The following is a 17,000-nucleotide window of genomic DNA, read 5'->3' as shown; positions in this document are numbered from 1 at the left end:
TTTCCCCTTAAGGCTGCCCATCATAGCGCATTTGTTCGGCAGGATCGACTTTTTTTGCACCATGAAGGGGACAACTGTTTTAGTTGTAAATTAAATTTGGCAACCACAGCGAGATTTGTGGTACGTAGGTAATCAAGCCCAGGAAGGCCAGCATCGTCAGCAGCCATGGCATCACGGCCACGGTCAGCTCCGAGATGCCCATCTTGGTGATGCCGGACGCCACGTACAGGTTCAAGCCCACGGGCGGATGGCACATGCCCACTTCCATGTTGACCACGATCAGGATGCCGAAGTGCACAGGATCGATGCCCAGCTTCATGGCGACGGGGAACAAGATCGGCGCCATGATCAGCACGATGGACGACGGTTCCATGACGTTACCAGCCAACAACAACAGTACGTTGACCACCAGCAAGAAGCTGATCACGCCCAGGCCCTTGCCCGTGATCCATTCGGCCATCGCCTGCGGGATGTTTTCGCTGGTCATCAGGAACGAGAACAGCACGGCATTCGTGATGATGTACAACAGCATCGCCGACATGGCGGCCGAGTCGAGCAAGACCTTGCCCACTTGCTTGATCTTCAAGTCCTTGTAGACGAAGACGGCAATGATGAAGGCGTACACGGCAGCCATGGCGGCCGCTTCCGTCGGCGTAAACGCGCCCGAATAGATGCCGCCCATGACGATGACGATCAGCAGCAGGCCCCAGGCGCTCTTCTTGAACGTGACGAAGCGCTCGCCCCAGCTGGCCTTCTGCATGCGCGGATAGTTGTGCTTGCGCGCCAAGAACCACGTGGTCAGGCCCAGCAGCATGGCCAGCATCATGCCGGGAATCACGCCCGCCATGAACAGCTTGCCCACGGACGTGTTCGTGCTGACGGAATACATCACCATCACGATCGAGGGCGGGATCAGGATGCCCAGCGCGCCCGAAGTCGTGATGACGCCGGCGCCGAAACCGCGCGGATAGCCCTGCTTGACCATGGCCGGCAGGATGATGGAGCCGATCGCCACCACGGTGGCGGGGCTGGAGCCGGAGACGGCGGCAAACAGCGCGCACGCCATCACGCCGGCCAGCGCCAGGCCGCCATGCCAGTGGCCCACCATGGAGCTGGCGAAGTTGATCATGCGCCGCGCCACCCCGCCATGCGTGAGGAAGTTACCCGCCAAAATGAAGAAGGGGATGGCCATGATTTCGAATTTCTCGATGCCCGTGAAGATCTTCAGGGCCACCGATTCGATGGGCACGCTGGTCATGGTGAACAGGAACGTCAATACCGTCAGGCCCAGCGAGATGGAGATCGGCATGCCGGTCAGCATCAGTGCCAGCAGCAGCACAAAAATAATCAGCGCGTTCATGCCTTGGCTCCTTTTTCTTCCGCCGTCAGTTCATCTTCCAGGCCCTCGACGTGCGAGTGGTCGTGTTTTGGCAGGGCGCCCGTCTTGATGAAATGCACCATCACCTGCAGGAAACGGAAGCACATCAGGTAGGAACCGAGCGGCACGGCCAGGTAGACCAGCCACATCGGTATTTCCATGTCGGCCGAAGTCTGGTCCGTGTGGCCGATCGACCACACGAAGCTGGCTCCCAGGGTCCCGACGATGCCCGTAAACAGGGCGCCGGCGCCCAGGCCGAAGACGATGAAACGGTCGCGCCAGCGCGGGTTCATGCGGTTGATCAGGACGTCGACGCCCACGTGGATGCCCGTGCGCACGCCATACGCGGCGCCGAACTTGGCCATCCAGACGAACATGTAGATGCACAGTTCCTGGGCCCAGCTGGTGTTGATTTGAATCAGGAAGTCTTGCAGGCCCGGAATCGGCAAGCCTGCCAGGTAGCGGTGCACGACCGCGACGAAGATGATGAAGGTGGCCGCGCCCATCAGGGTCGCGATCAGCCACTCTTCCAGGTGATCCAGAAATTTCATGGTGGACTTTCAAAGAATGCGGGTGCACGCACTCCCGCGCAGGACGCGCGGGAGTCGTTCAAACGGACCGGCAGGGATGCCCTGCCTGCCGCGCCAGGCGGCGCGGCCAGCGCTGCTTACTTCGCGCTTTCCTTGTTGATGGCCGAGATCAGATCCTTGCCGATGCGCCCTTCCATGGCCTTCTGCACGGGTGCCAGCGCCTTGCGCCATTCGGCCTGTTCCTGCACCGTCAGCGTATAGATCTGCGTCTTGCCCGCTTTCTTGATGGCGTCGAGGGCCTGGTCGTTGTCGCGCTGGGCGATGGCTTTTTCAAACGTGGTCGCCTCGCGCATGGCTTTTTCCAGCTGCGTGCGGATATCGGGCGGCAAGCCGTCCCAGAATTTCTTGTTGACGATGACGGCATAGCCCAGGTAGCCGTGGTTGGACACGGTCACGTGCTTTTGCACTTCATGCATCTTTTGCGTGTACATATTCGATGGCGGATTTTCCGTGCCGTCGACCACGCCCGTCTGCAGCGCCTGATACACTTCCGAGAAGGCCAGCACCTGCGGGTTGGCGCCCAGCGCGCGCATCTGCGCATCGAGTACCTTCGACGACTGGATGCGCATTTTCAGGCCCTTGAAGTCGGCCGGGGTATGCAGCGGCTTGTTGGCCGACATCACCTTGAAGCCATTGTCCCAGTAGGCCAGGCCCGTGATACCCTTGGGTTCGAGTTTTTTCAGCAGGCTCTTGCCGATTTCACCTTCGGTGACGTTGTACAACGCCGTCTTGGTGGGGAAGATGTAGGGCAGGTCGAACGCTTCGAATTCCTTCACGCCCAGCGGGCCGAACTTGGCCAGCGACGGCGCCAGCATCTGCACGGCGCCCAGCTGCAGGGCTTCGAGTTCTTCCTTGTCCTTGTACAACTGGCTGTTCGGGTACAGTTCGACCTTGACCTTGCCATTCGTGGCTTTTTCGGCCAGCTGCTTGAAGCGCTCGGCGGCCTGGCCTTTCGGCGTGTCCGTGGCCACGACGTGGCTGAACTTGATGACGATGGGGGCTTGCGCGTAAGCGTGGACGCCGGCGGTGGCGCCGATGGCCGCGCACAGCGCGACGAACATGGTTTTCATCTGCATTTTTGTCTCCTGAATGGTGTTTAGAAAAACTTTATTATTTGTCTACTTGAATATTGTGCCAAAGAAACTGCCTCGGCTATTGTGGTTAACCACAATAGCCGGTTCCCGATAAGCCGCTACCCTGCCAGCCATGCCGACTCCCCCCACCCTTGCGCGCCGCTTCAAGCTATCGAGTCCGATGCGCTGGCTGCTGCCCGTCATCCTGCTGCTGCTGTTCCTGTCCATCCTGTTCTGGCTACCCTGGCAGGCACGCCAGATGGAAAGCAACGAGCGCCAGGAGCAGCTGATCGCCGATACGCTGTGGGTGGAGCAGACCATCCGCTTCCAGCTGGCGCGCAACGAGGAAAGCCTGTTCAACCTGGGCGTGGACATCGCCAGCGGCTCCCTGTCGGCGGAAAAAGTGCACGAACGGCTGCAGCAGATGCTGCGCAATGGCCGCGAATTGCAGCGCGTGCTGTGGCTCGATACCAACGGCAAGGTGCTGGCCACCAGCGACAACAATCTGCCGCACGCCCTGTCGTTTGCGCCGGCCTCGCTGACGGCGGCCGACAATGCGCGCCGCCTGCACCGGGGCCAATACGCCCAGCCTTCGCAGCAGACGGGCTTTCCCGATGCGCCGCCGGGCGCCATGCTGATGGATTACCACCAGCCCCTGTTCGATGGTCAGCGCTATGTCGGCAGCCTGGTGGCCACCTATCAGATCAGCAGCCTGCTCGATGAAATGGTGCCGTGGTGGTTTGCGCAGGATAACCAGATTTCGCTGATCGACCGCGACGACAAGGTGCTGGCGCGGCGCGCCGCCGCCGGTCCCGGCCACGGCGTGTACACGCACAAGCGCGCGCTCGACGTGCCCGGCGCCACCATCACCCTGTTTACCGACAGCGTGAAAAGCCAGCCCAAGCTGCTGCCCAATCTGCTGGTCGGCTCCGTCATCGCCCTGTCGCTGGGTTTATTATGGAGCTTGCTGGCCCTGTGGCGCCACATCTCGCGCCGCCTGGTGGCCGAAGGCGCGCTGCGCCAGCAGATGCTGTTTCGCACGGCGATGGAAAACTCTTTGGTGACGGGCATGCGCGCGCGCGACCTGGAAGGCCGCGTCACCTACGTGAATCCCGCGTTTTGCCAGATCGTCGGCTATCCGCCCGAGGAAATCCTGGGCCGTTTGCCGCCCATGCCCTACTGGGTGCCGGAGGCGCTGGAGGAATACCAGCAGCGCTTCGTCAAGGCCCTGGCCGGCAATCCCACGCCGCAGTTCGAAACCTATTTCCAGCGCCCGGACGGCACGCGCGTGCCCGTGCTGATCTTCGAAGCGCCGCTGGTGGACAAGAATGGCCAGCAGACGGGCTGGATGGGTTCCGTGCTCGACATCTCGGACCGCAAGCGCGTCGAGGAGCTCAATCGCCAGCAGCAGGAAAAGCTGCAAACGAGCTCGCGCCTGGCCACCATGGGCGAGCTGGCGTCGATGCTGGCGCATGAACTGAACCAGCCGCTGGCGGCCATTTCCAGCTACACGACAGGGGCCTTGAATTTGATCCGCCGCGCCATCGAGCATGACGCCCCCGTCGATCCGGGCACCCTGAAGCCGGCGCTGGAACAGGCCAGCGCGCAGGCGCAGCGGGCCGGCCAGATCATCCGCAGCGTGCACGATTTCGTGCGCAAGAGCGAACCGCAGCGCCAGGATATCGCCCTGCGCACCCTGATCGACGGCATCCGCGCGCTGATCGACCTGCAGGCGCGCAAATACTATGTCACCATCCAGGAAGAGCTGCCGCCGGACCTGCCGCTGCTGCGCGCCGACCCCGTGATGATCGAGCAAGTGCTGCTGAACCTGACGCGCAACGCCATCGAAGCCATGCAGGATGCGGCGCCCGGACGGCGTATCATGCGTCTGCGGGCCAGCCACGACGCGCAGCAAGGCATGGTGACGGTGGACGTGATCGACCATGGCCACGGCATCCCGGTGGACGTGGCCGAGCGGCTGTTTTCGCCGTTTTTCTCGACCAAGTCCGAAGGCATGGGCATGGGCCTGAACATCTGCCGCACTGCCATCGAATTTCACGGCGGCGCGCTGACCTTCGGCGCCAACCCCGCTGGCGGTACCATCTTTACCTTCAGCGTGCCGGCCGCGCCGCGCGCCGCACCAGGCAATAACGCATAACGAATAACCGACAAGCCGGAGACACCATGCTACACATCATCGACGACGAAGAAGTCGTGCGCGACTCCCTCTCCTGGCTGGCCGCCTCGCGCAGCATCGAGGCGCGCAGCTACGCCAGCGCCCAGCAATTTCTCGATAGCCTGGACGGCGGCTTCGACGCCGCCGGCGACTGCGTGCTGCTCGACGTGCGCATGCCCGACATGAACGGCATCGCCCTGTTCGACCAGCTGGTCAAGCGCGACCTGACGGCGCGCCTGCCCGTGATTTTCCTCACCGGCCACGGCGACGTGCCGATGGCCGTCGACAGCCTGAAACGGGGCGCCTTCGATTTCTTTGAAAAGCCGTTCAACGACAACGACCTGATGGACCGCGTGCAGCAGGGCCTGGCCAACTCGCGCCAGGCGGGCGAACTGGCCGCCGTGCACGCGCGCCTGGCCACCCTGTCGACGCGCGAACGCGAAGTGCTGGACCTGATTTTGGCGGGCAAGATGAACAAGGTGGTGGCCGACAAGCTGGGCATCAGCATGCGCACCGTGGAAGTCCACCGCGCGCATATCTTCGACAAGATGCAGGTCAAGACGGCGGTGGAGCTGGCGGGGTTGTTGAAGTAATGGCGGTAACGTTGGATTACGCCGTATATTGCAACGTAGGTCGGCGTAGGTCGGGTTAGCGCAAAGCGCGTAACCCGACACCACCATCACCACCATCACGCATCGTGATGCTCATGGTGCTCCGCCGCCCCATGCTTCCAGTAACTGGCCACATGCAGATGCTGCTTCGGCACCCCGGCGTCGATAAAATGCCCGCGCAAACCCTGCACCTGCGCGTGCTCGCACGCCACCCACACGTAGCCGTCTCCCTCTGACGGCAGCGCGATCTGGCGCAAGGCGTCGAGCAGCAGCGGACCCTGGCGGCCATTGCGTGCCACCCAGCGCACGTCCAGCTGCGCCGCGCACTCGAGCGCGATCTGCTCGCCGTCTTCGACAATCTCGATCACGGCGATGGCCCGCGCCGTGGCCGGCAGCTGCTCCAGGCGGCGGGCGATGGCCGGCAAGGCCGTCTGGTCGCCCACCAGCACATACCAGTCGAAGTCGAGCGGCACCAGCATCGAGCCGCGCGGCCCGCCCACGCCCAGGGTCTGGCCGGGCGCCGCTTGCGCCGCCCACAACGATGCAGGCCCGTCGCCATGCAGCACGAAGTCGATTTCCAGCTCGCGCCGTTCGGCATCGTAGTGGCGCGGCGTGTAATTGCGGGCGATGGGGCGCGGCCCTTCCGCATACTCGATGGGATTGGCGCCATTGCCCAGCACGGGGAACACGGGCGTCGTCTGGCCCGGCGCGGGGAAGAACAGTTTCACGTGGTCGTCGTGCGCGGGCGAGACGAAGCCGTCCAGGTCGTCGCCCGCCAGCGTGATGCGGCGCATGTGCGGCGTCAGCTGTTCGGTGCGCACGACGGTGAGCACGCGCAGTTTCAAGTCATGCCGCACGCGCTCGATGGCATGCGGACGTGGTGTTGCAGGTGAGGCAGTAGTCATTGCTTGTCCTTGTAAAGTGGGCTCAGTGGCCGTCGACGATGGCGTTCGCCGCCTGTTCCAGCACGGCGGACACGCGCTCGGCTTCCGCTTCGCTCCAGTTGGTCTTGTTCAGCAACAGCGCATGCTTGAGGGTGTGCATGGCCTGGCGCACGCGCTCGGGCAAGGCGTTGCGCGCCTGGACGCGGGCAAACATGTCGAGGCGGGCCAGGATGCCGTCCACCTGGGCGCGGTTCTCGTCGAGATAGGCGCGCCCCAGCTCCGTGATCGTGTAGAGCTTCTTGCCGCTGGCGCTTTCGGAGGACGTCACATGATCCTGCTCTTCCAGCAAGGTCAATGTCGGATACACGGCGCCCGGGCTGGGGGCATACGCGCCGCCGCAACGCTCTTCGATGGCCTTGATGATTTCGTAGCCGTGACGGGGGCTGATTTCGATCAGCGCCAGCACGATCAGCGGCAGATCGCCGCGGCCGAAGACGCGCTCGGCCCGTTCGCCGCGCCCGCCCCGGCCACCGGGGCCGCCATGGCCCATGCCGTCGCCGCGCTCGTCGAAGCCGCGCGGGCCGCGGCCGTGCATGAAGTATTCGTGACGGTCTTCGTGGCGATGCCCGCCTTGATGGTGATGGTGATGTTGGCCGCAATGGCTGTGTTCTGCGTGGTGTGAGTTTCTCATGTTTTCTCTTTAAAGATATATCGTTAGTAGGTATCGCTATTTTATAACGATATATCGATAAGTCAAGGAGAAATTTGTTATGCTCGTCTTTTCTCCCTCCACGCGTAAATGCCATGCCCGACAAAACCGTTACTGAAAAAATGGTTGTGAAAAATGCCAGAGCCCTGGCCGTGCTCAATGACGGCGGCGAGCATGCCGCCCTGCTGGCGCAGTTGCCGGCCGAACGGCGGGTGAGCGAAGGAGAGAACGCCGACTGGCTACTGCTGTTCGCGCGCAGCCGCGCGGAACTGGAGCAGTTCCTGCCGGCGGCGCAGGCGCGCCTGGCGCCGGGCGGCGCGGTCTGGGTGGCGTACCGCAAGGGTGGCATCAAGGCGGGCAGCGATATCCACCGCGACGATATTCGCCTGTATGCGCAGGCAACAGGTCTCGACAGCGTGGCGATGATCGCCATCGACAGCGAGTGGTCGGCGCTGCGCCTGAAGCAGACTTAAACGCAGCTCAAGCGATGCCGTGCAAGGCCAGTGCCCATTCGACGTGTTCGCGCACGATGGCCGACGGATGCGCGCGGCGCGACAGCAGGGCCGCGACGATGTCGGCCTGGCCCCGGGCCTTGGCGGCCGCGTTGCCCATGCCGACGGCCAGGTTGCGCAGCCAGCGTTCGTGGCCGATGCGGCGGATCGCGCTGCCTTCCATGCGGCGGTTGAATTCCTCTTCCGTCCAGGCGAACAGTTCCACCATGCCGGCGCTGCCCAGGCTGTGGCGCTCGTCGAAGTCGGGCACGACGGCGCGCTGGGCGAACTTGTTCCACGGGCAGACGGTCTGGCAATCGTCGCAGCCGTACACCTTGTTGCCGATCAGGGGACGCATCTCGACGGGAATCGCGCCCTTCAGCTCAATCGTCAGGTAGGAGATACAGCGGCGCGCGTCAAGCTGGTACGGCCCCAGGATGGCTTGCGTCGGGCACACCGTGATGCACGCCGAGCACTGGCCGCAGCGCGGCGTCTCGGGCGGGTCGACGGGCAGCGGCACGTCGATGAGGATCTCGCCGAGGAAAAAGAAGGAACCGCCCTGGCGGTTGATCAGCAAGGTGTGCTTGCCGCGCCAGCCCAGGCCGCCCTTTTGCGCCAGCTCGACTTCCATCACGGGCGCCGAATCGCTGAAGACGCGGTAGCCGAAGTCGCCGATCTCGCCCTTGATGCGGTCGGCCAGCTGCTGCAAGCGCGAGCGCATCACCTTGTGATAGTCGCGGCCCCGCGCATACACGGAGATCACGGCCGCCGCGGGGTCGGCGTCGCGCGCCGCCTCGTGTGCGCGCCAGTCGGGGCCCAGCGCCGGCGGCAGGTAGTTCATGCGCGCGCTGATGGCACGCACCGTGCCCGGCACCAGTTCGGCCGGGCGCGCGCGCTTCATGCCGTGGCTGGCCATGTAATCCATTTCGCCGTGATACCCTGCATCGAGCCAGGCCTGCAACGGTGCTTCCATGTGCGACAGGTCCACGTCGGCGATGCGCACCTCGGCAAAACCCAGCTCGCGCCCCCATTCCTTGATGGTGCGCGCCAGGACGGCGAGATCGGTGGTGGTGGCGGACATAGGGGACTTTACGGAAAACGGCAGGCGCGCGGGCGGTTACAATGACAGCAGCCTCCATTTTATGCGATACGGAAGATCATGACCGAACACTTCACAGCCCACCTCCACGACGAAGCCGGCACCGCCGCGCTGGGCGCCGCGCTGGCGCGCGCGCTGGCGCCGGGCCTGGCGATCTACCTGCACGGCGACCTGGGCGCCGGCAAGACGGCCCTCACGCGCGCCCTGCTGCACGCGGCCGGCCACGCGGGCCACGTCAAAAGCCCCACCTACACCTTGTCCGAACCGTACACGGTGCAGCTCGACGGCCAGAGCATCAACGTCATCCACTTCGACCTGTACCGCATGGGCAGCGCCGAGGAATTCCTCGACGCGGGCTTCCGCGAAGACTTCGACGGGCGCAATATCTGCATCGTCGAATGGCCGGAGAAAGCCGAACCGGTGCTGCCGCCGGCCGACCTGAATATTTATTTGAACGTTGCGGGTACAGGACGTGATGTAGAATTGCAAGCGTCTTCTGAATTGGGTCTGTCATGCCTTCACCGTCTCAAATTCGCCCCGAACCTTTGATCTCCTCGCCCATCACCCGGCGCACGGTGCTCAAGGCCGGCGGCACCCTGCTGTTGTCCGTGTTCGCGCCCATGTCGGCGATGGCGGCGCAAATTCTCGCCGTGCGCGTCTGGCCGGCCGAGGACTACACGCGCGTCACCCTGGAAAACGACAGCATCCTCAAGGCGACCCACTTCATCGTCAAGGATCCGGAACGGCTGGTGGTCGACATCGAAGGGCTGGAACTCAATCCCACCTTGAAGGGCCTGGTGGCGAAGATCCAGTCGAACGACCCGTACATCAAGCAGGTGCGCGTGGGCCAGAACCGGCCCAACGTGGTGCGCCTCGTGTTCGACCTGAAGGAAGAAGTCACGCCGCAGCTGTTTACCCTGCCGCCGGCCGGCTCCTACAACCACCGTCTGATCTTCGACCTGTATCCCGTGCGCGAGCCGGACCTGATCGCGCAAATGATCGAAAAGGGCGACTGGTCGAGCGACCCGGCCAAGCCCCTGATGTCCGACACGCATACGCCGCCGCCCGCGCTGCCGCTGCCCGAGAGCGGCAAGCCGCCCGTGGCCGCCGTGACGCCGCCGGCGCCCACCGTGCCGCCCGTGCCCGAACTGCGTCCGGAACAGCGCCCCGAAGCGCGCCCCCTGCCGGGCCAGAAAGTGGTGCGCATGATTACCATCGCGCTCGATCCCGGCCACGGCGGCGAAGACCCGGGCGCCATGGGCAGCCGGGGCAGCCGCGAAAAAGACGTGGTGCTGGCCATCGCCAAGCGCCTCAAGACCAAGCTGGAATTGCAGCCGAACATGCGCGTCATGCTCACGCGCGACGCCGACTTCTTCGTCCCGCTGGGCATGCGCGTGGAAAAGGCGCGCAAGGTGCAGGCCGACCTGTTCGTCTCGATCCACGCCGACGCCTTCATCCAGCCGACGGCGCGCGGCTCGTCTGTCTTCGTGCTGTCCGAAAAGGGCGCCACCTCGACGGCCGCGCGCTGGCTGGCCAACAAGGAAAACCAGGCCGACCTGATCGGCGGCGTGAACGTGAAGAACCACGACAAGCAGCTGGCCAGCGTGCTGCTCGACCTGTCGACGACGGCGCAGATCAATGACAGCATGAAGCTGGGCAAGGCCGTGCTGCGCGAAATCGGCGGCATCAACCGCCTGCACAAGGGTTCCGTCGAGCAGGCCGGCTTCGCCGTGCTGAAAGCGCCGGACATCCCGTCCATCCTGATCGAGACGGCCTTCATCTCGAATCCGGAGGAAGAAGCCAAGCTGACCGACAACGGCTACCAGGACCAGATGGCCGACGCCATCGTCACGGGCATCAAGAATTACTTTGCCAAGAATCCGCCGCTGGCGAAAAGCCGTTTGACCTGACATGAAAGCCTAGCATGAGCGACAGCACCTTTGGCCAGTTGCCGGCCGTGACCATCCGCGCCGCCGATGGCGCGCAGGCGACCGTCACCCTGTACGGCGGCCACCTGGTCTCGTGGCAAACCAGCGATGGCCAGGAGCGCCTGTTCTGCAGCCGCGATTCCGCCCTCGACGGCAGCCGCGCCATCCGGGGCGGCGTGCCCTTGATCTTCCCCCAGTTCGGCGCGCGCGGCACGGGCATGCGCCACGGCTTTGCGCGCGTGGCGACCTGGCAGCTGGAATCGACGGGCGAGACCGATGGGGCCGCATGGGCGCAATTCATCCTGCAGCACACGGACCTGCCGGAGGCGATCGCCGCCAGCTGGCCATGGGCCTTCACCCTGCGCCTGCGCGTGGCGGTGCAAGGCCAATCGCTGGAACTGTACCTGTCCGTGCACAACACGGGCGAACAGGCGTTTCCGTTCTCGGCCGCCCTGCACAGCTATTTTGCGATCGATCGATTGAGCGAGGCCCGCGTTGGCGGCCTGCAGCGCGTGCGCTATTCGGATGAGACGCCGCAAGATGCCTTGCAGGCGGAAGAGGAGTTGCAATTTTCGGACAAGCTGGACCGCATCTATTACCAGTTGCCGGGCGCCCTGACCCTGCAGTCCGGCGGCCACACCTTGCGCCTGGAGCAGCAGGGCTTCACGGATGCCGTCGTGTGGAACCCCGGCGCGCAGGACGCGGCCGCCCTGCCCGACCTGGGCGACGACGAGTACCAGCGCTTCATCTGCATCGAGCCTGCCCTGATCCAGCCCGATACGCTGGCTGCCGGCGCCGCATGGAGCGGCCGCCAGCGCCTCGAATTTATGTAAGAGTGACTGAAAAAGTCCAGGGCTAGGCGCCTTGCCGAAGGCAGTACGCATGTACGACGAGGCATGGCAACAACGCCATGGGCTTTTTTCAGGCGCTCTTAGTTTGATTCCTTGATGATGCGTCCATTACCGGCTTGCACCGGGCGCGCATTGAGCGGATACAAACGGCTGAACAGCGCCATCTGCGCCGGCGAAGCCTGCACCGGCTGCTTCATCACCAGCCACAGCACGCCCTCGCTGCACGGCGGCGAAGTCAGCGATCCCATATACGTGTAGTAGTCGCGCCGCGCAGGCAGCATCTCGGCGGGATCGAGCAGGATGGTCGGCTGCATGGTGTCGAATTTTTCCAGCGGCAGGTTGTTCCACACGGTCTGGATGGTCGCTTGCGGCGCGCCCCGCTCCAGCAGCAGCGCCAGCACCGCCAGCCGGCCTTCCGCATCGCGATGCACCAGGTGCACCACCATTTCGAATGCCTTGCCATTGATGCGCTCTTCGGACGGACGGTGGAAATGGAATTGCTGCAGCTCGAACATGCGGTTCTGCACCGTGATGTAATTGCCGCCGCTCACGCCCACCTGCACCGTGTGGCCGTTGTCGACCACATTGAACGACGACGGATGGTAGTCAAAGCTGATCTGCTCGAGTTCCACCTTCATGCCATCGCGGATATCGATCGGCGACTGGCGGTTGCCATTGCCGCACTTGGCCCAGTCGACATTGATCTTGCTCCAGTTGGCCGGACCACTCTCCCCCTCGTACGACCAGTGCGTGCCGCGCGCCACGGGCGGCGGTGGCGGCGGCGCGGCCTTCACCACGGCGGCGCGCTTGGCGCGGGCGGCGGCGCGGGCCGCCTGGGTGGCGCGCATTTCCGCCAGGCGCGCCGCGATGCGTTCGGACAGGTCGACTTCGGCCGCTTCTTCCTTCTCGCGCGCCGTGGGCGCGACGACGACAGGCGCCTTGGCCTCCTTGCCCTTCACCGATTCGGTCAGGGTTTTCATGGCGGCCGCGCGCGCCGACGCCGACATCGGCGCGGAGGCGGCCACGCTCGCCGAAGCGGGGGCATCTTTGGCGCTTGCCATGGCCGCCATCGCGGCAAGGCTGCAAGCTAACAGGGCGCTCAAATGTCGCATGGAAATCCAGAAAGTGAGAATACCTTCTGGTTTACGGCTGGAAAGCAACAAAACTTGAATCAGCGCAGGCGTAATACAGAAACAACGCGGAGAAAAACGGGATCCGGGGCCGGCTGCGGGCTGTGCCGCAGCTCGCTTGCCCCGGATCCATGCGGCCTTAGGCCGACTTGCCGACCATGCGCTTGTAGAGTTTCCACAAGCCGCCCAGTACCACCGGCACGACCGCGGCGCCGACACCGATCAGCACGATCAAGGTCAGGTGGTCGCGGATCCACGGAATATTGCCGAAGAAGTAGCCCGCCGTCACCAGACCGACCACCCACAACAGGGCGCCCGTCACGTTGTACATCTGGAAGCGCGCATGCGTCATGTCGGAAATGCCGGCCACGAACGGGGCGAAGGTGCGCACCACCGGCACGAAACGGGCCAGGATGATGGTCTTGCCGCCGTGCTTTTCAAAAAATTCATGCGTGCGGCGCATGGCATCCTTGTTGATCCAGCGGTAATCGTGGGTAAACACCCTTTGCCCGATGGCCTCGCCTATCCAGTAATTGAGCGTGTTGCCCGTGACGGCGGCCGTCACCAGCAAGGCGATCAGCAAGCCCAGGTGCATCTGTCCCGTCGCGCAAAACGCGCCGGCGATAAACAATAAGGTATCCCCAGGGAAGAAAAACAGCACCACGAGGCCTGTCTCGCAAAAAATAATGGCAAACAGCACCGCATACACGAGAGTACCGTACTGCTCGATCAAGAGGCCCAGCGTCTTGTCGACATGCACGATCATGTCGAGGAATTGCACAAAATCCATATATTTTTCCCTAAAGGTAGCGGCGGAATCATACACCACCCGGCCAGCGCAACGGCAGTCCCCGGGCCGATATTTCGTGATTAATTCGGCAGCGCCCTTGGCGATGTGGCATTTTAAGTAAAGGTTAAGGAAACGCCATATCGGCAGGCAACTGTCAGGATTACCATCTGCAATGTTTTTACAACGAAATATTGCCATTCCGGTATACACTTTCTCCACGGCGCAACCCGCGCCCACCAGGAGAAAACATGTATCGACACCCATTGAGCGGCCTGACCATGGCCACCGTACTGGGCCTTGCACATCTGACGGCCCACGCGGCCCCTGTCCAGATCAAGGCGCCCGCCGAACTGCCCGCCAAGGCAACCTTGGCCGACGTGATCAAGGCCTCGAAACCGTCCGACTGGCGTGCGCTGGACCCGGACAACACCCTGTACCTGGACATTCCCGCCGGCCGCGTGGTGATCGAACTGGCGCCCGACTTCGCACCGAAGCACGTGGCCAACATCAAGGCCCTGGTGGCCGAACAGTATTACGACGGCCTGGCCATCACGCGCGCGCAGGACAACTGGGTGGCGCAGTGGGGCGATCCGAACGAGAAAAATCCCAAGCCCATCCAGCACGCCCAGCGCACCCTGCCCGGCGAATTCACCGTGCCATTGAAAAACATCAAGAGCTTCACGCGCCTGCCGGACGTTGACGGCTATGCGCCGCAGGTCGGCCATTCGAACGGCTTCCCATCCGCGCGCGACCCGAAAACCGGCACGGCCTGGCTCACGCATTGCTATGCCACCGTGGGCGTGGGCCGCGACAGCGCCAGCGACAGCGGCGGCGGCACCGAGCTGTACGCCGTCATCGGCCAGTCGCCGCGCCACCTGGACCGCGACATCACGGTCGTCGGCCGGGTCGTCTCCGGCATGCCATTGCTGTCCACCCTGCCACGCGGCACGGCCCCCATGGGCTTTTACGACAGCCCCGAGAAAAACGTGCCGATCAAGTCCATCCGCCTGGCCGCCAGCGTGCCACCCGAGCAGCGCAGCCACCTGGAAGTGATGCGCACCGACAGCGCCGCCTACCAGGCCGTGCTGGAAGCCCAGCGCCATCGCGGCGGCCCGTGGAGCAAGGTCACGGCCGGCCACGTTGACCTGTGCAATGCGCCGATACCGGTGCGGGAGGTGGCGAAGTAAATATGGATCAAGGCTGGGGTCAGACCCCCGGGTACGTTAGCGCAAAATTTTGTGTTAACGGTGTTGAGGGTCTGACCCCAAGTACGTTGGCGCTACGCTTTGCGTAGGCGGCGTTGCGGGTCTGACCCCGGTATAATTAAGGCATGAACGCTCCCATCACGCCCCACCGCCCGATCCAGGCCCTGCCTGACCAGTTGATTTCGCAAATCGCCGCCGGCGAGGTGGTCGAGCGGCCGTCGGCCGTGGTCAAGGAGCTGCTGGAAAACGCGCTCGACTCGGGCGCCACGCAGATCACGGTGCGGCTGGAAGAAGGGGGCGTGAAACGCATCGCGATCACCGACAACGGGCGCGGCATCGACAAAGACCAGCTGCCGCTGGCCCTGGCGCGCCACGCCACCTCGAAGATCGCATCGCTGCACGACCTGGAAAACGTGGGCACCCTGGGCTTCCGGGGCGAGGCACTGGCCTCGATCGCCTCGGTGGCCGCCGTCACCGTGACCTCGCGCACGATGGATGCGGCCCATGCGTGGGAAATCGTCGGCTCGCACAACGGCAGCGTGTCGCCGTCGTCGGGCGCGCACGGCACCACGGTCGACGTGCAGGACCTGTATTTCAACACGCCCGCGCGGCGCAAATTCCTCAAATCCGAGCAGACGGAGTACGGCCACTGCGCCGAAGTCGTGCGCCGCATCGCGCTGGCGCGGCCCGACGTGTCGTTCTCGCTGTCGCACAACGGCCGCACCATCGACCAGTGGAATATCAGCGAACTGGCCAAGCGCAGCGCCCACATCCTGGGCAACGACTTCGCCGAAGCGCGCCTGGCGCTGGACGAGTCGGCTGGCAGCCTGCGCATTCACGGCTTTGCCGGCTTGCCGACGGCGTCGAAGGCGCGCGCCGACGGCCAGTTCTTTTACGTCAACGGGCGCTTCGTGCGCGACAAGCTGCTCGTGCACGCCGTGCGCATGGCGTATCAAGACGTGCTGCATGGCGACCGCTTCCCGTCGTACGTGCTGGCGCTCGACCTCGATCCGGCCCTGGTCGACGTCAACGTGCACCCGTCGAAGATCGAAGTACGCTTCCGCGACAGCCGCTCCGTGCACCAGTTCGTCTTCCACGCGGTGCAGCGCGCGCTGGCGCAGACATCGGCCACGGCCTTCGGCAGCGTGCCGGCACCGCTGCCGGCCGCCTCCACCCTGGGCGGCGACGCCGGTTCCGCTAACGGCGGCCCCGGTATCTGGCGCCGCGAGCAGACGCAGACCTCGTTCGGCGCGCAATTTACGAATACCTTCGCGCCCGCCCCGCCCGGCGCGGCCCGCCCCTTCTTCGCCGAGGCGCCAGGCGTGGCCCAGGACACGGCGGCCTACGGCGCCCTGTTCGGCGGCGGCGCAGGTGCCGCCAACTCGCCGATCACGCAGGTGGAGCCCTACATCGCCTCGCCCGAAGCGATGGCGCGCGAAGAATATCCGCTGGGCTTTGCCCTGGCCCAGCTGCACGGCATCTACATCCTGGCGCAAAACACCAAGGGCCTGGTGCTGGTCGACATGCACGCGGCGCACGAGCGCATCCTGTACGAACAGCTGAAAAACGCGCTGCAGGCGCAGGTCTCCGGCCAGGACATGCAGGTGCAATCCTTGCTGATCCCCGTGACGTTCTACGCGGACGCCATCGAAGTGTCGACGGCGAATGAAAACCAGGAGACGTTAAAAGCGCTGGGCTTCGATATCGCCGCCCTGTCGCCCACCACCCTGGCCGTGCGCTCCGTGCCGACCCTGCTCAAGAACGCCGACGCGCAAACCCTGGCGCGCGACGTGCTGCGCGACGTGCGCGAATACGGCGGCTCGCGCGTGCTGATCGAGCGCCAGAACGAATTGCTGGGCACCCTGGCCTGCCACACGGCCGTGCGCGCCAACCGGATCTTGTCGGTGCAAGAGATGAACGCCCTGCTGCGCCAGATGGAGAGCACGGAACGCGCCGACCAGTGCAACCATGGCCGACCCACCTGGGTGCAGGTCGAGATCAACGCGCTAGACAAGCTGTTCCTGCGCGGCCAATAAACGGTAGGTCGGATTAGCGCAAGCGTAATCCGACACTGCAGCGGCGTCA

General features: G+C 64.2%; 17 protein-coding genes. 9 read left to right on the top strand and 8 right to left on the bottom strand.

Going from position 1 to position 17,000, the window contains the following annotated elements; all coding sequences use genetic code 11:
- Positions 1 to 79: 79 nt before the first annotated feature.
- From JAB8_RS00130 to JAB8_RS00120, 3 genes are all read right to left on the bottom strand, one after another.
- The gene (locus JAB8_RS00130; protein ID WP_070223052.1) at positions 80 to 1,360 is read right to left on the bottom strand and encodes a TRAP transporter large permease subunit; all 1,281 of its coding nucleotides are present in this window, start codon (positions 1,358 to 1,360) and stop codon (positions 80 to 82) included.
- A complete protein-coding gene (locus tag JAB8_RS00125) occupies positions 1,357 to 1,929 on the bottom strand; it encodes a TRAP transporter small permease (RefSeq protein ID WP_034746865.1) in 573 nt (190 codons plus the stop codon). Before JAB8_RS00125 ends, JAB8_RS00130 begins: the two co-directional genes overlap by 4 nt.
- 116 nt (positions 1,930 to 2,045) lie before the next feature.
- Positions 2,046 to 3,044: a TRAP transporter substrate-binding protein gene (locus tag JAB8_RS00120; RefSeq protein ID WP_070223050.1), complete on the bottom strand. Its 999-nt coding sequence runs from the start codon at positions 3,042 to 3,044 to the stop codon at positions 2,046 to 2,048.
- 130 nt (positions 3,045 to 3,174) lie between these two features.
- On the opposite strand from JAB8_RS00120, the gene JAB8_RS00115 reads away from it, so the two are divergent.
- Together JAB8_RS00115 and JAB8_RS00110 are read left to right on the top strand one after the other, a co-directional pair.
- Positions 3,175 to 5,199, top strand: coding sequence for a PAS domain S-box protein (locus tag JAB8_RS00115; protein WP_070287727.1), 2,025 nt, complete (start codon positions 3,175 to 3,177; stop codon positions 5,197 to 5,199).
- A 26-nt stretch (positions 5,200 to 5,225) separates the two neighbouring features.
- Positions 5,226 to 5,810: a response regulator gene (locus tag JAB8_RS00110; protein ID WP_070287725.1), complete on the top strand. Its 585-nt coding sequence runs from the start codon at positions 5,226 to 5,228 to the stop codon at positions 5,808 to 5,810.
- A gap of 95 nt (positions 5,811 to 5,905) precedes the next feature.
- Here JAB8_RS00110 and JAB8_RS00105 read toward each other — a convergent pair whose 3' ends face one another.
- Together JAB8_RS00105 and JAB8_RS00100 are read right to left on the bottom strand one after the other, a co-directional pair.
- Positions 5,906 to 6,733 carry a siderophore-interacting protein gene (locus JAB8_RS00105; protein WP_070287723.1) on the bottom strand — a complete coding sequence of 276 codons (828 nt, stop codon included), beginning with the start codon at positions 6,731 to 6,733 and terminating at the stop codon, positions 5,906 to 5,908.
- Positions 6,734 to 6,755: 22 nt separating this feature from the next.
- A complete protein-coding gene (locus JAB8_RS00100; protein WP_070287721.1) occupies positions 6,756 to 7,403 on the bottom strand; it encodes a PadR family transcriptional regulator in 648 nt (215 codons plus the stop codon).
- A gap of 146 nt (positions 7,404 to 7,549) precedes the next feature.
- Here JAB8_RS00100 and JAB8_RS00095 point away from each other — a divergent pair, with 146 nt between their 5' ends.
- Positions 7,550 to 7,894 (top strand): DUF3052 family protein, encoded by a 345-nt coding sequence (locus JAB8_RS00095; protein WP_175444797.1) that lies wholly within the window; start codon positions 7,550 to 7,552, stop codon positions 7,892 to 7,894.
- A gap of 7 nt (positions 7,895 to 7,901) precedes the next feature.
- Here JAB8_RS00095 and queG read toward each other — a convergent pair whose 3' ends face one another.
- Positions 7,902 to 8,993 (bottom strand): tRNA epoxyqueuosine(34) reductase QueG, encoded by a 1,092-nt coding sequence (gene queG / locus JAB8_RS00090; protein WP_070223039.1) that lies wholly within the window; start codon positions 8,991 to 8,993, stop codon positions 7,902 to 7,904.
- A 78-nt stretch (positions 8,994 to 9,071) separates the two neighbouring features.
- Here queG and tsaE point away from each other — a divergent pair, with 78 nt between their 5' ends.
- Genes tsaE through JAB8_RS00075 form a run of 3 tightly spaced genes read left to right on the top strand, consistent with a single transcriptional unit; the run spans position 9,072 to position 11,772 of the window.
- Positions 9,072 to 9,560, top strand: coding sequence for a tRNA (adenosine(37)-N6)-threonylcarbamoyltransferase complex ATPase subunit type 1 TsaE (gene tsaE / locus JAB8_RS00085; RefSeq protein ID WP_070287718.1), 489 nt, complete (start codon positions 9,072 to 9,074; stop codon positions 9,558 to 9,560).
- Positions 9,524 to 10,921, top strand: a complete 1,398-nt coding sequence (locus JAB8_RS00080; protein WP_070287716.1) for an N-acetylmuramoyl-L-alanine amidase — start codon at positions 9,524 to 9,526, stop codon at positions 10,919 to 10,921. The genes tsaE and JAB8_RS00080 overlap by 37 nt, the downstream gene beginning before the upstream one ends.
- 14 nt (positions 10,922 to 10,935) lie before the next feature.
- Positions 10,936 to 11,772 carry a D-hexose-6-phosphate mutarotase gene (locus JAB8_RS00075; protein ID WP_070287715.1) on the top strand — a complete coding sequence of 279 codons (837 nt, stop codon included), beginning with the start codon at positions 10,936 to 10,938 and terminating at the stop codon, positions 11,770 to 11,772.
- Positions 11,773 to 11,870: 98 nt separating this feature from the next.
- On the opposite strand, the gene JAB8_RS00070 is transcribed toward JAB8_RS00075, so the two are convergent.
- On the bottom strand, positions 11,871 to 12,770 hold the full coding sequence (locus tag JAB8_RS00070) for a carbonic anhydrase family protein (RefSeq protein ID WP_343216092.1): 900 nt from the start codon (positions 12,768 to 12,770) through the stop codon (positions 11,871 to 11,873).
- Here JAB8_RS00070 and JAB8_RS29775 point away from each other — a divergent pair.
- Positions 12,769 to 12,960 carry a hypothetical protein gene (locus JAB8_RS29775; protein ID WP_254679411.1) on the top strand — a complete coding sequence of 64 codons (192 nt, stop codon included), beginning with the start codon at positions 12,769 to 12,771 and terminating at the stop codon, positions 12,958 to 12,960. The genes JAB8_RS00070 and JAB8_RS29775 overlap by 2 nt on opposite strands.
- Before the next feature lie 99 nt (positions 12,961 to 13,059).
- Here the strand turns inward: JAB8_RS29775 and JAB8_RS00065 are convergent, their stop codons facing one another.
- Positions 13,060 to 13,710 carry a VTT domain-containing protein gene (locus tag JAB8_RS00065; RefSeq protein ID WP_070223029.1) on the bottom strand — a complete coding sequence of 217 codons (651 nt, stop codon included), beginning with the start codon at positions 13,708 to 13,710 and terminating at the stop codon, positions 13,060 to 13,062.
- A 248-nt stretch (positions 13,711 to 13,958) separates the two neighbouring features.
- On the opposite strand from JAB8_RS00065, the gene JAB8_RS00060 reads away from it, so the two are divergent.
- Positions 13,959 to 14,897 (top strand): peptidylprolyl isomerase, encoded by a 939-nt coding sequence (locus JAB8_RS00060; RefSeq protein WP_070287711.1) that lies wholly within the window; start codon positions 13,959 to 13,961, stop codon positions 14,895 to 14,897.
- A 143-nt stretch (positions 14,898 to 15,040) separates the two neighbouring features.
- On the top strand, positions 15,041 to 16,951 hold the full coding sequence (gene mutL / locus JAB8_RS00055; protein WP_070287708.1) for a DNA mismatch repair endonuclease MutL: 1,911 nt from the start codon (positions 15,041 to 15,043) through the stop codon (positions 16,949 to 16,951).
- Positions 16,952 to 17,000 lie beyond the last annotated feature (49 nt).

Source organism: Janthinobacterium sp. HH106 (genome assembly GCF_001758725.1).
GTDB lineage: Bacteria > Pseudomonadota > Gammaproteobacteria > Burkholderiales > Burkholderiaceae_D > Janthinobacterium.
Note: the sequence above shows the minus strand (reverse complement) of the source record. Positions and strands in the feature narration are given on the sequence as shown.

What these genes read in the sequence shown, in the direction of transcription:
- tsaE (WP_070287718.1), top strand. Translation starts at nt 9,072, where the DNA reads ATGACCGAACACTTCACAGCCCACCTCCACGACGAAGCCGGCACCGCC.
- JAB8_RS00100 (WP_070287721.1), bottom strand. Translation starts at nt 7,403, where the DNA reads ATGAGAAACTCACACCACGCAGAACACAGCCATTGCGGCCAACATCAC.
- JAB8_RS00060 (WP_070287711.1), top strand. Translation starts at nt 13,959, where the DNA reads ATGTATCGACACCCATTGAGCGGCCTGACCATGGCCACCGTACTGGGC.
- JAB8_RS00110 (WP_070287725.1), top strand. Translation starts at nt 5,226, where the DNA reads ATGCTACACATCATCGACGACGAAGAAGTCGTGCGCGACTCCCTCTCC.
- JAB8_RS00125 (WP_034746865.1), bottom strand. Translation starts at nt 1,929, where the DNA reads ATGAAATTTCTGGATCACCTGGAAGAGTGGCTGATCGCGACCCTGATG.
- JAB8_RS00075 (WP_070287715.1), top strand. Translation starts at nt 10,936, where the DNA reads ATGAGCGACAGCACCTTTGGCCAGTTGCCGGCCGTGACCATCCGCGCC.
- JAB8_RS00070 (WP_343216092.1), bottom strand. Translation starts at nt 12,770, where the DNA reads ATGAAAACCCTGACCGAATCGGTGAAGGGCAAGGAGGCCAAGGCGCCT.
- queG (WP_070223039.1), bottom strand. Translation starts at nt 8,993, where the DNA reads ATGTCCGCCACCACCACCGATCTCGCCGTCCTGGCGCGCACCATCAAG.
- JAB8_RS29775 (WP_254679411.1), top strand. Translation starts at nt 12,769, where the DNA reads ATGGCGGCCGCGCGCGCCGACGCCGACATCGGCGCGGAGGCGGCCACG.
- JAB8_RS00115 (WP_070287727.1), top strand. Translation starts at nt 3,175, where the DNA reads ATGCCGACTCCCCCCACCCTTGCGCGCCGCTTCAAGCTATCGAGTCCG.
- mutL (WP_070287708.1), top strand. Translation starts at nt 15,041, where the DNA reads ATGAACGCTCCCATCACGCCCCACCGCCCGATCCAGGCCCTGCCTGAC.
- JAB8_RS00105 (WP_070287723.1), bottom strand. Translation starts at nt 6,733, where the DNA reads ATGACTACTGCCTCACCTGCAACACCACGTCCGCATGCCATCGAGCGC.
- JAB8_RS00130 (WP_070223052.1), bottom strand. Translation starts at nt 1,360, where the DNA reads ATGAACGCGCTGATTATTTTTGTGCTGCTGCTGGCACTGATGCTGACC.
- JAB8_RS00120 (WP_070223050.1), bottom strand. Translation starts at nt 3,044, where the DNA reads ATGCAGATGAAAACCATGTTCGTCGCGCTGTGCGCGGCCATCGGCGCC.
- JAB8_RS00080 (WP_070287716.1), top strand. Translation starts at nt 9,524, where the DNA reads ATGCCTTCACCGTCTCAAATTCGCCCCGAACCTTTGATCTCCTCGCCC.
- JAB8_RS00065 (WP_070223029.1), bottom strand. Translation starts at nt 13,710, where the DNA reads ATGGATTTTGTGCAATTCCTCGACATGATCGTGCATGTCGACAAGACG.